This window comes from Actinomadura alba (assembly GCF_014323705.1).
Classification (GTDB): Bacteria; Actinomycetota; Actinomycetes; order Streptosporangiales; family Streptosporangiaceae; genus Actinomadura_C; species Actinomadura_C alba.
Genome location: NZ_JABVEC010000005.1, coordinates 162,500 through 175,844, shown reverse-complemented (window position 1 = coordinate 175,844; position 13,345 = coordinate 162,500). Strand labels below are relative to the sequence as shown.

Genomic DNA, 13,345 nt, shown 5'->3' with positions numbered 1-13,345 from the left:
ACGTGGTTCCGGTCTCACCGTCCGTCGATGTGAAGGGCGGCGGCGAGTTGGACGACCAGCCCGCGGGCGACGACGAGCGGTCACGCGACTTCGTCCGCTCTCTGGAACGCGGACTGGCGATCATCCGTGTGTTCAACGCCGAGCGCCCGTCGATGACCGTCTCCGAGATCGCACAGGAGGCCGGGCTGACCCGCGCCGCCGTGCGCCGCTTCCTGCTGACGTTGTGCGAGCTGGGCTACGTGTACGGCAAGAACAACCGGTACGAGCTCACCCCCCAGGTCCTGGAGCTCGGCTACTCGTACCTGTCGGCGCTGTCGTTCCCGGACATCGCGCTGCCGCGCCTGGAGAAGCTGGTCGCAGAGACGGGCGAGGCCAGCGAGGGATCGATCCTCGACCGCGGCGACGTGGTCTACGTCGTGCGCGTTCCCGGGCCGGCGCTGATGACGATCTCGGTCAACGTCGGCGCCCGGCGTCCGGCGAACGCGACGGCGATGGGACGGGTCCTGCTGGCGAACCTGCCACCGGCCGACCTCGAGGAGTACCTGCGGACCTACGAGCTGACGCCGGTCCTGCCCCGCACCATCACCGATCAGGACGAGTTCCGGGCCGAGCTGAGGAAGGTGCGCGAGGAGGGCTACGCGCTCGTCAACCAGGAGCTCGAGGAGGGCCTGGTCGCCATCGCCGTCCCGGTCAGGGACCGCATGGGGCGGGCCCGCGCGGCGATCAACCTCTCCACGCACATCGGCCGGAAGTCGGTCGAGGAGATGCGGGCGCTGGTCCCGATGGTGCAGCAGGCGGCCGTCGACATCGAACTCGGCCTGAGCCACTCGCTCAACTGGACCGACTGACCGGGTTCTGCCTGGAAACCGGGGTCGCCGGAAAACCGGAGGCGGCCTGGGAACAGGGGCCGTCGCCTGCGCTCTGCCAGATGGCCCCGGCACGAGAACGAGAGACATGACTGACATCCGCACGCTCCATGACGCGGTGGCCGAGCTGATCCATGACGGCGACACGGTCGCCATGGAGGGCTTCACCCACCTCATCCCGTTCGCCGCCGCGCACGAGGTCATCCGGCAGGGCATCACCGACCTGACCCTGGTCCGGATGACGCCCGACGTCATCTACGACCAGCTCATCGGTGCCGGTCTCGTCCGGAAGCTGGTCTTCTCCTGGGGCGGCAACCCAGGCGTCGGGTCGCTGCACCGCTTCCGCGACGCGGTCGAGAACGGCTGGCCGCGCCCCCTCGAAGTCGACGAGCACAGCCACGCCGGCATGGCCAACCGCTATGTCGCCGGCGCGTCCGGACTGCCCTTCGCCGTACTGCGCGGCTACCGCGGCACGGCGCTGCCGGACCGTACGGACACCGTGTCCACCGTCGTCTGCCCCTTCACCGGCGAGGAACTCGCCGCGGTCGCGGCACTGAACCCCGACGTCACCGTCATCCACGCCCAGCGGGCCGACCGCGACGGAAACGTCCAGCTGTGGGGGCTGACCGGCGTGCAGAAGGAGGCGGCGCTCGCCGCGAAGCGGGTGCTGGTCACGGTCGAGGAACTCGTCGATCGGCTGGATTCGCGTCCCGGGGCCGTCGTCCTGCCGCACTGGGTGGTCACCGCCGTCGCGCGGGTGCCCGGTGGCGCCCACCCCTCGTACGCGGCCGGGTACTCGGTCCGCGACAACGACTTCTACCAGGCATGGGACCCGATCGCCCGCGACCGCGAGCGCTTCGCGGCCTGGATCCGGGAGAACGTCCTGACGACCGAAGGGACGTCGCTCCGATGACCGGCTGGACCCCTGACGAGCTGATGACGGTCAACGCGGCCCGTGCCCTCGCCACGGCGAAGACGTGCTTTGTCGGCATCGGGCTGCCCAGCACGGCGGCCAATCTCGCGCGCCGCACCATCCGCCCCGACCTGGTCCTCATCTACGAGTCGGGAGCCCTCGGCGCCAAGCCGACCAGGTTGCCGCTGTCCATCGGCGACGGTGAGCTCGCCGAGACGGCCGACGCCGTGGTGTCGGTACCGGAGATGTTCAACTACTGGCTGCAGGCCGGCCGGATCGATGTCGGCTTCCTCGGTGCGGCGCAGCTCGACCGGCACGCCAACATCAACACCACCGTCGTCGACCGCGGACCGGACCGGCCGGAAGGCCGCCTGCCCGGCGCCGGAGGCGCACCGGAGATCGCCGCCAACTGCGGCGAGGTGCTCATCGTGCTGCGCCACTCGACCCGCAACTTCGTGGACCGGCTCGACTTCGTCACCTCGGTGGGCCACGGCTCCGGCGCCGGCGACCGCGAACGCCTCGGGCTGCGCGGCAGGGGACCCGTCGCCGTCATCACCGACCTCGGCATCCTGCGCCCGGACACCGGCACCGCCGAGCTCGTCCTGACCGAGTTGCACCCGGACGTCACCGTCGAACAGGCCCGCGCCGCCACCGGCTGGCCGCTCAAGACCGCCGACGCCATCGGCACGACCGTGCCGCCGACCGACGCCGAGCTCTCCGCCCTGCGCGCGCTCAAGGCCGCCTAGCTGTTGCTTGGGCTTGTGAGTGTCAGTGGCGGTGGGGGGTGATGTCACCGTCACGGCGATGTGGGGTCGCCGCCCAGGACGGGAGCCATGTCGTGTCGGGGAGAGGGGCCAGGCTTCCGAAGTGGTTGATGATCGCCCGTAGTCCTGGGTGCGGATTCGTTCTGGGCAAGATGAGCGAGATCGGGTAGGCGAGCGTCGGGTTCACGATCGGGATGCGGCGTACGTCGTAGTTCGTCGGCCAGATGTACCGGTCGCGCGCACCGACGAGGGTGGCGACGTCGGCGGAGTCCGCGAGGATGTCGAGGAGTACCTCGTTGCCGAAGTTCGGACCCGCGGCGTCGACACGGAGATCGAAGTAGGTGGTGAGCTGATCGTAGAACTCGGCCCATTCACTTCGCGGCGCGATACCCGGCACCCAGATTCGATGCCTGCGCAGTTGGGCCGGTGTCACTGTTCGCGCTGAGGCGAGCGGGTGGCCGGGGCCGACGAGAAGTTCCAGCGGAGAGTCGAACGCGCGGATCATCTGCACGTCGCGCGGCAGCGCGGCGGGGTCAGTGATCGTGCGGAACATGGCGTCGACATCGTCTGCTTGAACGGCGGCGACCGCCGCGCGCGGGTCGTTGACTCTGAGGGTCACCACGTCGAGGTCGATTTCGGGATGCGACCGCCAATAGTCGTGCAGGATCACGGCCTGCGCGGATCGCAGGCCGAGAACGTCGACCCGAAGGGCCCGCGAGCCCGGTCTGATCGCGGTGACGGCGCGATCGACACCCGCGACGATGTTCCGGGCGTGCGGGAGGAACGCCTGTCCGTCGAGCGTCAGCTCGACCCCTCGGGCGGTGCGCGTGAACAGGCGGACGCTGAGCTCGCGCTCGAGACCAGCGATCCGCTTCGAGACGGCCTGCTGCGTCACGCCGAGCTCGTCTGCCGCCCGCTGCAGCTGTCCGAGCTCGGCGGCGCGGACGAACGATCGCACCGCCTCGGTATCCACTGATCCAGCCTATGGGTGCCCAACCGATCGTTGTGGCGCGCCGGTGAGCCGGTTGTTTGATCGCGCTCTGGAGCGGCTGATGTGGTTCACAGGCCCACACATTGGTTGTCGCGAAGGAGTCGCATGCGCGTGCGGTTGGGACGCAGCTTCGGCTGGCTGTGGTCGGCCTACGCAGTGAGCACCTACGGCACGTGCATCGCCTTCGGAGCGTTCCCGCTCATCGCGGTTCGAGTGCTGCACTCCCCGGCATTCGCCGTCTCGCTCCTGGCAGCCGCCGGCCTTGCCGGTGCCGCGATCGTCGCGGTCCCACTCGGACCGTGGATCGAGCACCGGGCCAAGCGCCCGGTCATGGTCGCGATGGACCTGATCCGCTTCCTGGCCATGACGAGCGTCCCGATCGCGTACCTCCTCGGCCTGCTGTCCTACGGCCAGCTACTCGTTGTCTCGGTCATCTCAGGAACCGCGAGCATCGTCTTCACCGCGGCCTCCGGCGCGTACCTGAAACACCTCGTCCGCAGCGATCAGCTCCTTACCGCGAACGGGAGATTCGAGGGCACGACCTGGGTGGCGACCGCGGCAGGGCCGCCGCTCGGCGGAGCGCTCATCGGGGTGCTCGGCCCGGTCATCACCGTCACGGCGGATGCCCTCAGCTACCTGCTCTCCGCGCTCGGGGTCCTCCGCATCCGCGGAGGCGACGTCGCGGCACCCCGCGACCCAGCCACCAGGCTGCGCGCCGCCGACTTCCTGACCGGCTGGCGGTTCATCTTCCACGACCGGGTAATGCGGCGTCTGTTCCTCAACTCCATGACCGTCGGCGGCCTGATCATGGCTGCCGGCCCGCTCCTGGCCGTGCTGCTTCTCGGGCAGTACCACTTCTCGGCCTGGCAATACGGTCTCGCCTTCGGCATTCCAAGCCTCGGAGGCTTCGCCGGAGCTCGCCTCTCCGCGCGCCTCGTCGCCCGCTACGGGCGGCACCGCGTCATGATCGTCACCGGATGGCTGCGCTCGATCTTCCCGCTCGGTCTCGCCTTCACACAACCCGGCATCGCCGGCCTTCTCACGGTGATCGTCGTGGAAGGCCTGCTGATCGTCTGCATGGGCATCTTCAACCCCATCAACGCGACAGAACGCCTGCTACGCGCTCCCGCCGACCGCGCCGCCCAAGTCCTCAGCGCATGGAGCATCAGCAGCAAACTCACCCAGGCCACCCTCATGGTGATCTGGGGCGTGCTCGCGACACTCACCAGCCCGCTTGCCGCAATCACCATCTCCGGCATCCTCCTGCTCGCCACCCCCCTCCTGCTGCCCAAGCAAGAGCACCTGCCCGACCCCGTGGCGGCATCACCGTCCGAAGACGTCCGATCCGCATGACTCACCGCAACGCCCCGCCGGTTGTGACCGGCTCCATTCCGCACGCCGTCGCGCTCAGTCGGGCCACAAGTTCTTTCGCCGGGACTCGGCGGCCGGTGATTTCACCGATGCCCGCGTAGCAGGTCCGCAACACACTCGTGACGAGCCCGCGGGTGGGGCCGGTGATGGGGGGCCGATCCCGCTCGACCGCGGCACTCGCGGCGACCCGCGCCGCGGGATCGTCTGCGAAAGGACAGCCATGCTCCTGAAGAGGTCACTCGGACTTCTGTGCGCCGGCGCGGCCCTCACTGCCGGCCTGGCAGCCGCGCCCGCGGCCCAGGCGGCCGACAATCCGTACGAGCGCGGTCCGGCCCCGACGGAGTCCAGCGTGACGGCCGTACGCGGTCCGTTCGCCACCTCCCAGACCACCGTCTCGAGTCTGAGCGTGACGGGCTTCGGCGGCGGTGTCATCTACTACCCCACCTCGACGAGTGAGGGCACATTTGGCGCCATCGCCATCTCGCCGGGCTTCACCGCCTATTGGTCCAGCCTGGACTGGCTCGGCCCGCGCCTGGCCTCGCAGGGCTTCGTCGTGATCGGCATCGAGACGAACTCCACCTACGACCAGCCCGCCAGCCGGGGCGACCAGCTCCTGGCCGCCCTGGACTACCTCACGCAGCGCAGTTCGGTACGCACCCGGATCGATGCCTCACGCCTCGCCGTCGCCGGTCACTCGATGGGCGGTGGCGGCAGCCTGGAGGCCGCCAAGGACCGCACGTCACTGCAGGCCGCCATCCCCCTCGCCCCCTGGAACAGCGACAAGACCTGGCCCGAGGTCCGCACCCCGACCCTGATCATCGGCGGGGAGAGCGACAGCGTCGCCTCGGTCTCCTCGCACGCCATCCCCTTCTACAACAGCCTGTCCAACACCCCAGACAAGGCCTACCTGGAACTGAACAACGCCAGCCATTTCTTCCCGCAGTCCGCCAACACGACCATGGCGAAGTACATGATCAGCTGGATGAAGCGGTTCATCGACGACGACACCCGATACGACCAGTTCCTGTGCCCGCCGCCCCCCGTCACCGGCGACATCTCCGACTACCGCGACACCTGCCCGCACTCCTGATCCCGGGAACCCCGATGTCGGCCATGCCCCAGGCATGGCCGCCATCGGCTTTCCCGGTGGTTCTCGACTAGGCCGCCGAGTCCTCTTCCCAGAGGCGTTCAGCCTGGTCACTGTCCCCCGCCGACCGCGATTCGGTGGTCTGCGCCCCGCGACGTGGCTCACGCCGGGCGGACCAGTCCCGTCTCGTAGGCGATGATGACGAGTTGTGCGCGGTCACGCGCCTGGAGCTTCGCGAGCAGGCGGCCCACGTGGGTCTTCACGGTGGCGAGACTCAGGTGCAGGTGCTCGGCCAGTTCGGTGTTGGACAGGCCGCGGGCGATGAGGGTGAGTGGTGTCGATGAGCACGCGGAAGCTGCCGCGCAGCAGCGCCTGGTCGTCCGCGACGAGCACGCGGGTCGGCTCGCTCAATGCCCTTGTCCCATCGGTCAGGCGGCTTCGTACGGAAGGAGGGCGGACACCCGGAAGCCGCCTCGCGGCCCGGGCCCCGCGGAGAAGACCCCTCCGTACATCATGGCGCGCTCGCGCATCCCGATGAGGCCGTGGCCCCGGCGAGACGCCTGATCCGCGCCGTCCCGGTGAGCGCGAGGTGGAGCCGTCCGACGGCGAACGGCGGCCGGCCGGATCCCGGCCGATTCCTCGGCGGCCCGGCGGTCGTCACAACGTCTGCCGGCCCAGCACATCAGGAAGAAGGAGACCATGGCGGCACCCGCGCTCTTCAGCATCGTCCTCGGCAGCCCCGACCCCGAACGGCTGTACGCGTGGTACCGCTCCGCGCTGGCACCCGAGGACACCGGCGACGAGCACATCGACTTCGGCGGGGTCTGGCTGCGGATCGAGCACCGCACTGACGTCGCGGACGGCAACCCCGAACCCGGCCGCACGATTCTCAACTTCCTCGTCGAGGACGCCCGCGCCCTCGCCGAGCACCTCGACGCCATGGGGGTGTCATGGCTCGCCGAGGTCCACGAACGCGAGCATGCGCTGCTGGGCACCCTGACCGACCCGGACGGCAATCTCCTGCAGATCGTGCAGCTCGACAAGGAGGCGTACCTCACCTCCCTGGCGCCATGAAAAAACGCGCCCGGCGCCGCGGCTCGCCGAGCGTGAAGAGCCCGATGGCGTGAAGAGCCCGATGGCGTGAAGAGCCCGATGGCGTGAACCGGCCACGCTCGCGGCACCCACGCCCCGTCGCGGTGCCGTTCACTGGGAGGCGCGGCGAGCACCGCGAGATCAGTTGAATCGGGGAAGCCATGAGCGTCTGGACCGTGCTGTGGATCGTCTGGATCGCGGCGTTCGCCACACTCGAGGGCCTCGCACTCCGTGACAAGCGGCCCGGCGACACACTGTCGGAGTTCGTGTGGCGGGTGTTCAGGGTGCGTGACCGCCGGCCGACGGTGGCGACCTGGATCGGCAGGGGCCTGTTGCTGATCGGCGGGGTGTGGCTCACGGGCCATCTCGCCTTCGGGTGGTGGTCGTTCTGAGGTCGGGGGGCCCGGCCTCGCCCACGGCGGTCGCGCTGCGGCCGCCTCGGACGCCATTGCCATACAGCACGGGCTGGAGTACAACGGCCACGCTCCCCTCGAGGTGGTCGTGCTGCCCGCGTCGCTGATGCCCTGACCGGGGCGGCGGCGACTCACCGGAGCGGGATCGAGGCTCCACGCTCGGAGTCGGGGCGCGGGCCGAAGATGCGCCGCTCGTCCGCACTGATGGCCACGTCGTTGATGCTCGCCTCGCGGCGCCGCATCAGGCCGTCGTCGCCGAACTCCCAGAGTTCGTTGCCGTAGCTGCGCCACCACTGGCCGGTGGCGTCGTGGCACTCGTACTGGAACCGCACGGCGATCCGGTCGCCGCCGAACGACCACAACTCCTTGCGAAGCGCGTAGTCGAGCTCGCGCTCCCACTTCTCGGTGAGGAACGCCACGATGGCCTCGCGCCCGGTGACGAAGCGATCCCGGTTCCGCCACACCGAGTCCTCGGTGTAGGCGAGCGACACCCGTACGGGGTCGCAGGTGTTCCACGCGTCCTCCGCCGCCTGGACCTTCTGCGCGGCGGTGGCCTCGTCGAACGGCGGATAGGGCGGCCGACCGGCGGTCATCGAGCACTCCTTCGTCAGCACACGGTAGTGAACAGATCACCCGGCGTAGAACTCGCGTTCCATCCTAGAAGAGCCGACGCGGTCCATGGGCACGCTATATGTCTTGTCGGCTATATTCGCCATCGGTTATGATCGTTTGGTGAGCACCGCATTCGCCGTACTGGCCGAACCGAACCGCCGCCGCATCCTCGACCTGCTGCTCGAACGGCCGAGACCGGTCGGTGAGCTGGTCGAACAGCTGGGGCTCACCCAGCCGGGGACCTCCAAGCACCTCAAGGTCCTGCGTGAGGCCGGGTTGGTCCGGATCCGTCCCGATGCGCAGCGGCGCGTCTATGAGCTGCGGCTCGAGCCTCTCATGGAGGTCGACGCGTGGCTGCGGCGCTACCGGGAGATGTGGGCGGGACGCCTCGACGCGCTCGAACGGCACCTGGACACCATGCCCGACTCCGACGACCGGCCCCAGGACGCCTGACGGCGGAACGGCCGACGGGGTACGTCGCAGGTGTGACATGCCTCTCACGTCCGAGAGGTGAGATCCACAGAGCACTGGGCAGGAGCGGAAGTGGCTCCCGGGAGAGTCACGGACCACCGTTACGGTGGGACGCGCTTCGTGATCCCCGTGCTTGGAGGAACTGATCGCCTCGCCCGCCGTCACGCAGAACAGAACTCCTCCGACTTCCCCGACTCCTCCGACCGGAACCCCGCCTCGCGAGAGACTGGTGTGGCTCGACGCCCTACGTGGCGTGGCGGTACTCGCGGTGCTCTTCGAACACCTGCTGGACGCGCTGCTGCCCGAGGTGCGCCGGACGGCGAGTCCCTGGTTCGACTTCGGCCGCTACGGCGTCTTCGTGTTCTTCATCGTGAGCGGTTACGTCATACCGGCGTCCCTCGAACGGCGTGGCAGCGTGCGGGAGTTCTGGATCGGCCGCGTGTTCCGCCTCTATCCACTCTGGGCGGTCGCGGCGGCGATCGGCCTGGTCTTCGCGCTGGCAGAGGTCTATTGGACGCTGCCGGACCGGCTGTCCGAGCACCCCTGGATGTCGGCACTGGCCCACACGACGATGCTCCAGGACCTGCTCGGAGTCCCGAACGTCCTGAACGTGTTCTGGACGCTGTCGTACGAGATGGTCTTCTACCTGCTCGTGACCGCCATGTTCGCCGCGGGAGTGCATCGGGCGAGTTCGACCGCGGCCCTCGGCTTCGCGATGGCGTCGCTGACGCTGGGCCTCGCGCTTCCCGCGTACGCGCTCTCGATCCGCTGGGGCACCGGTGCCATCGCGGCGGTGAGCGTGCTGCTGCTCGCCGGGCTCTCGGCCGTGCTGAGCGGCCGGCCGGGCCTGCGCCCCTGGGGCGTCGCGCTGATCGCCGGGACGGCCCTCGCGCTGCTCGCCCTGAACAGCCGCGTCGGCGCCGTCGAAAGCTTCTCGATCATGGCGACCATGTTCGCGGGCACGGCGATTCACCGCATCCGGCACAGAGGGCCGCGTCGCCGGCCGGCGGATCTGCTCGTCGTCCTCCTGGTGCCAGTGCTCACGATCGCGGCCGGGATCCGTCTCGCGGCCGGCTGGGGCGTGCCGGACGGCCGCGAGACCCTGCCGTGGGGGTGGCCGGCCGCCATCGCCGCGGCGTGGCTGACCTTCGCCGTGGCGCTCGTGTCGCACCGTCGGAGGATGCCCCGGGCACTGACCTGGCTCGGGGTCATCAGTTACTCCGTCTATCTGCTGCACCAGTTGCCGCTGCAGGTCGCCCGCCGGCTGATCGGCGATCCGGCGGCACTGTCGGCCGTCGAGCGGGTGGGCTGGGCGGGCATGATCGTGACCATCGTGATCACCTTGAGCGCCGTGGCCTTCCGCTACGTCGAGAAGCCGATGCAACGACTCGGCCGCCGGTTCGCCCGCTCATCCGGTGCGCGATGGCCAGAGCCCGGAGCCGACGCGGCCCGGCCGGCCCACGTCCGAGCGGCCGGCGACGGCCCGGCGGACGCCCGTGCCGACCGGAGCGACGAGCACTCGGGCCGCGCGTCGCGCGAGGTCGCCTGAGCCGCCGGAGCGGTGATGGGTCGTACGGCCCGGCTGCCCTTGCTCCGGCGGGTACCAGGCCGTACGACGTCATCCGGGCGTCCCCGCCCCGGACTCGGGCGCGCATGCCGTCCGGTCGCGCTCCCGGCATGCCCGCCCGGATACTCGAGGACGCCCGTGCTCACAGTCCTCCGACGTTGGGAACGGCGATCAGGATCCGGGTCGCCGCGGAAACTTCTCGGCGGAAATCTCTCGTTCGTCGCGATCGCCGCGCGCCGCGGCACGACATAGGGCACCCCCCGGTCTCACTACATAGCGCAATGGAGCATACACTTATCGTGATAACGACGGGTGGGCAGCGATAGACCGGGAGGTGCGGGATGCCTAGGCATGAGCTGGTGCAAACGCTCCGGCGTTCACTATCGATCAGGGCTTGGCGTCCAGGGCGCCGCGGGTCGACCTGCGAGACCATGAGAGTGGAGCACCGCGAGTTGGCCCGGGCGATCCGGTGCCTGCCAGAGCGATTCACCGACCGGCTGCCCGACCGTGCCCTGCAGCGGATCAGCATCGCCGCCAGCGGCGGGCAGTGGCAGCAGGTCCTCGACGACCTGATCGGTTCGCTGCACGCCCACAACCAGCCCGTCACGGCGGAGGAACGCGACCAGTTACGAGCCGCGCTCGAGGCGCTGAGCCTGCCGACCGGGCCGCTCCACGACCTCGACATGCGACACTGACGGCGCGGCGGCCGGTTCCCGAGCGCAGCCGCCGACCTGCCGTCGCACTCACCCGCCGCTGCCGTACGGCCGGGTGATGACCTCCAGGTTGTGCCCGTTCGGGTCGTCGAAGTAGACGCCGCGTCCGCCGTCGTTACGGTTGATCCGTCCCGGCTCCTGGTGGGCGGGGTCGGCGTAGTAGGAGATCCCGGCCTGGCGGATCCGTTCGAAGATGCCGTCGAACTCCTCCTCTGACACCAGGAACGCATAGTGCTCCGAGGCGATCTCCTCCGCGTCGGAGTCCAGAAAGTAGAGGGTGACGCCGTTCCCGGTGTGAACGGGAACGAAAGGGCCGAAGGGGGCGCCGACCTGGAGCCCCAGTACATCGGCCAGGAAGGCCGCCGCCGCCTTCTTGTCACGGGCGGCGACGATCGTGTGGTTGAGCTGCACGGACATCGTGGGTGCCTCCTCACCTCCGCTGTCTAGTGACATACCCCGGAAGGCGAGATCCGCCGTGTCACGGCTCGGCGAAAATGGGGGTCGGAACGCGTCGATCGGCCGCGGCGGCGGATCCCGCCCGTACCGTCAAACCGTGGGCGTGCCGGCCGCGCCGGCCGGAGCCAGGGCCGGCCCATCGCCGCCCGCCCGGGTGACCGGACGCGCCGCATCGGAGCGCAGACGGCGGGCCAGGCGCCGGCCGAGGCGCTGCATCGGCGCCTCGATGCAACGGTGCGTGATCCAGCTCACGAGGAGCAGCACGCCCGTGAAGATCACCAGCTTCAGATAGTCGTCACGCTCGGGCGGACCGGCGAGCTGGTCGTAGATCATCATCAGCACCATGTGCAGCAGGTAAACCGAGTAGCTGATGACACCGAGGCCGATCAGCGGGCGCGGCATCCGGCGGTGCCTCAGCATCATGGCGACGGCGAAGGTCAGTGCGGCCAGCAGGACGTTCACGGGGCCGAAGATCACCGCGCCGGCCAGCACGGTCACTACGCTCAGCGCCGCCGGGCCCTTGCCGGCCTGGCCGTGCTCCACGCGGTAGACGAGGGTGCCGGTGAACATCACCGCGAGGATCATCAGCCCTTCCCACGAGCCGACCCGGCTGTTCACGGCGACGAGCACGATCGCGAGGACGCCGCCGAAGACTCCGCCCGCGACCATGAGCGGGGCCTTGCGGGACATGGAGGCCATGATCGCCAGTGTCAGCAGGACGGCCGTGTACACGACCGTCGGCCCGACGCCGGCGGCCCGCGACACCGACCCCCAGGGGATCTCGGCGCCGAGGACGAGTGCGGCGACGGCCAGCGACGCCGTGATCAAGACCGACCGCCGGTGGACGCCCACGACGAAGAACCCGACGATCAGCAGGTAGAACGCCATCTCGTACGAGAGGGTCCACAGCACGTTGATCGTGTTGGGCACGGCCAGGACATCCTGCAGCATCGTGACGTGGGCCAGGATGGCGATCACCGGGTCGTGCTCTTCGAGGTCGAGCCGCAGCCCCCGGACCCCCAGGAGGTACGGCACGATGCCCACGAAGCACACCACGGTCAGCAACGGATAGATCCGGAAGAACCGCCCGATCCAGAAGTCGCGCACCCGGCCGTGCCGCTCCAGGGACGCTGGGACGATGTAGCCGCTGATCAGGAAGAACACCAGAACGCCGTACGTGCCCGGGTTGAACCACGCGAATACCTCGGCGGCCCGCATCTGGGGCGTGTAGTAATACGTCGCGTGATGCAGGGCCACGGTCAACGCCGCGACCCCGCGCAGTACGTCGAGCCACAGCAGCCGGGCCGACCCCGCGGACGCACCCACCGGAGGATGCGCAGTGCGCGGTTCCAGGGGCGAGGAGGACATCAAAGACACCATAGTGGTAGAGCGGCGTTTGCGACACTCGTGATTTTTAGTGCAATCACTTACTTAACACTCACGCGGCGTCCTCGCGTAGTCGCAAGGCAGTCTATTCGCCGCTAACGCGAACAACTGCGAGATCACCGCCTTTCCGCTGCGATCTCGCAGTTGTCCGCCCCCAAGCGTGCCCGGCCCGACCCACGGCACCTCCGCTAAGAGACTTTGGTCATCTCCTTGCTGACGGCGTTCGGCCCGTCGAACTCACGCTCGGGAAGCCTGCGCAGCGATTCGATGATGCCCTCAGAGGCTCCACTCTTCTTCGCGTGCTCGACGAGCTGGTCGCGCGTCGCCGGATAGTCCATTCCGGAGAGGTGCTTCTGGACTTCAATGAATGAAGGCCGGTTGTTCCCCATTACTGCTCCTTTCGGATGCGGAAAAACGGTGCACTCTCGCGTGCGAATTCGATACCCGAGTGCCTTCTTACGCATACCCGAGGCGATGGGACATATGCCCATTGACCTGTGGTTTTGCCTATTTCGGGCTTACTAAAGGGTCAGCGGCGAAGCGTCTCAAATTTGTGCAATCGTTGGTTTAGCACAGGCCCCAAGGGCGACAAATGCCATATAAGCGACAGCGGCGGCGGGCGTGCTCGGCCGAAGGGAAGCCA

15 protein-coding genes and 1 pseudogene are annotated in these 13,345 nt (G+C 68.9%); 10 read left to right on the top strand and 6 right to left on the bottom strand.

The features are described 5' to 3' along the window. Window positions 1–2: 2 nt before the first annotated feature. From HKK74_RS09515 to HKK74_RS09505, 3 genes are all read left to right on the top strand, one after another. Window positions 3–848, top strand: a complete 846-nt coding sequence (locus tag HKK74_RS09515; protein ID WP_312881371.1) for an IclR family transcriptional regulator domain-containing protein — start codon at window positions 3–5, stop codon at window positions 846–848. Window positions 849–954: 106 nt separating this feature from the next. Then, complete coding sequence (locus HKK74_RS09510; RefSeq protein ID WP_187242743.1) at window positions 955–1,779, top strand: CoA transferase subunit A; 825 nt, start codon at window positions 955–957, stop codon at window positions 1,777–1,779. Continuing rightward, window positions 1,776–2,525, top strand: a complete 750-nt coding sequence (locus HKK74_RS09505) for a CoA-transferase subunit beta (RefSeq protein WP_187242742.1) — start codon at window positions 1,776–1,778, stop codon at window positions 2,523–2,525. Before HKK74_RS09510 ends, HKK74_RS09505 begins: the two co-directional genes overlap by 4 nt. A gap of 22 nt (window positions 2,526–2,547) precedes the next feature. Here the strand turns inward: HKK74_RS09505 and HKK74_RS09500 are convergent, their stop codons facing one another. Further along, complete coding sequence (locus tag HKK74_RS09500; RefSeq protein WP_187242741.1) at window positions 2,548–3,516, bottom strand: LysR family transcriptional regulator; 969 nt, start codon at window positions 3,514–3,516, stop codon at window positions 2,548–2,550. A gap of 123 nt (window positions 3,517–3,639) precedes the next feature. On the opposite strand from HKK74_RS09500, the gene HKK74_RS09495 reads away from it, so the two are divergent. Next, the gene (locus HKK74_RS09495; protein ID WP_187242740.1) at window positions 3,640–4,887 is read left to right on the top strand and encodes an MFS transporter; all 1,248 of its coding nucleotides are present in this window, start codon (window positions 3,640–3,642) and stop codon (window positions 4,885–4,887) included. A gap of 238 nt (window positions 4,888–5,125) precedes the next feature. Then, window positions 5,126–5,995 (top strand): alpha/beta hydrolase family protein, encoded by an 870-nt coding sequence (locus HKK74_RS09490; protein ID WP_187242739.1) that lies wholly within the window; start codon window positions 5,126–5,128, stop codon window positions 5,993–5,995. A 158-nt stretch (window positions 5,996–6,153) separates the two neighbouring features. Here the strand turns inward: HKK74_RS09490 and HKK74_RS09485 are convergent. Then, a pseudogene (locus HKK74_RS09485) lies at window positions 6,154–6,324 on the bottom strand (response regulator transcription factor); the annotation flags it as partial. A gap of 367 nt (window positions 6,325–6,691) precedes the next feature. Between HKK74_RS09485 and HKK74_RS09480 the strand changes: the two are divergent. Then, entirely contained in the window at window positions 6,692–7,066 is a 375-nt protein-coding gene (locus tag HKK74_RS09480) for a VOC family protein (RefSeq protein ID WP_187242738.1), read from the top strand. 179 nt (window positions 7,067–7,245) lie between these two features. Continuing rightward, window positions 7,246–7,476 (top strand): hypothetical protein, encoded by a 231-nt coding sequence (locus tag HKK74_RS09475; RefSeq protein WP_187242737.1) that lies wholly within the window; start codon window positions 7,246–7,248, stop codon window positions 7,474–7,476. Between the two features lie 152 nt (window positions 7,477–7,628). Here the strand turns inward: HKK74_RS09475 and HKK74_RS09470 are convergent, their stop codons facing one another. Then, window positions 7,629–8,090 carry a nuclear transport factor 2 family protein gene (locus HKK74_RS09470; protein WP_187242736.1) on the bottom strand — a complete coding sequence of 154 codons (462 nt, stop codon included), beginning with the start codon at window positions 8,088–8,090 and terminating at the stop codon, window positions 7,629–7,631. Window positions 8,091–8,229: 139 nt separating this feature from the next. Here HKK74_RS09470 and HKK74_RS09465 point away from each other — a divergent pair, with 139 nt between their 5' ends. From HKK74_RS09465 to HKK74_RS09455, 3 genes are all read left to right on the top strand, one after another. Continuing rightward, window positions 8,230–8,562, top strand: a complete 333-nt coding sequence (locus tag HKK74_RS09465) for an ArsR/SmtB family transcription factor (RefSeq protein WP_187242735.1) — start codon at window positions 8,230–8,232, stop codon at window positions 8,560–8,562. 247 nt (window positions 8,563–8,809) lie between these two features. After that, window positions 8,810–10,129, top strand: a complete 1,320-nt coding sequence (locus HKK74_RS09460) for an acyltransferase family protein (RefSeq protein ID WP_312881370.1) — start codon at window positions 8,810–8,812, stop codon at window positions 10,127–10,129. 449 nt (window positions 10,130–10,578) lie between these two features. After that, window positions 10,579–10,842, top strand: coding sequence for a DUF6189 family protein (locus HKK74_RS09455; RefSeq protein ID WP_187242733.1), 264 nt, complete (start codon window positions 10,579–10,581; stop codon window positions 10,840–10,842). A 48-nt stretch (window positions 10,843–10,890) separates the two neighbouring features. Here HKK74_RS09455 and HKK74_RS09450 read toward each other — a convergent pair whose 3' ends face one another. From HKK74_RS09450 to HKK74_RS09440, 3 genes are all read right to left on the bottom strand, one after another. Continuing rightward, window positions 10,891–11,277: a VOC family protein gene (locus HKK74_RS09450; protein ID WP_187242732.1), complete on the bottom strand. Its 387-nt coding sequence runs from the start codon at window positions 11,275–11,277 to the stop codon at window positions 10,891–10,893. A gap of 129 nt (window positions 11,278–11,406) precedes the next feature. Further along, window positions 11,407–12,684, bottom strand: a complete 1,278-nt coding sequence (locus HKK74_RS09445; RefSeq protein ID WP_187242731.1) for an acyltransferase family protein — start codon at window positions 12,682–12,684, stop codon at window positions 11,407–11,409. 206 nt (window positions 12,685–12,890) lie between these two features. Beyond that, window positions 12,891–13,091, bottom strand: a complete 201-nt coding sequence (locus HKK74_RS09440; protein WP_187242730.1) for a DUF2795 domain-containing protein — start codon at window positions 13,089–13,091, stop codon at window positions 12,891–12,893. Window positions 13,092–13,345 lie beyond the last annotated feature (254 nt).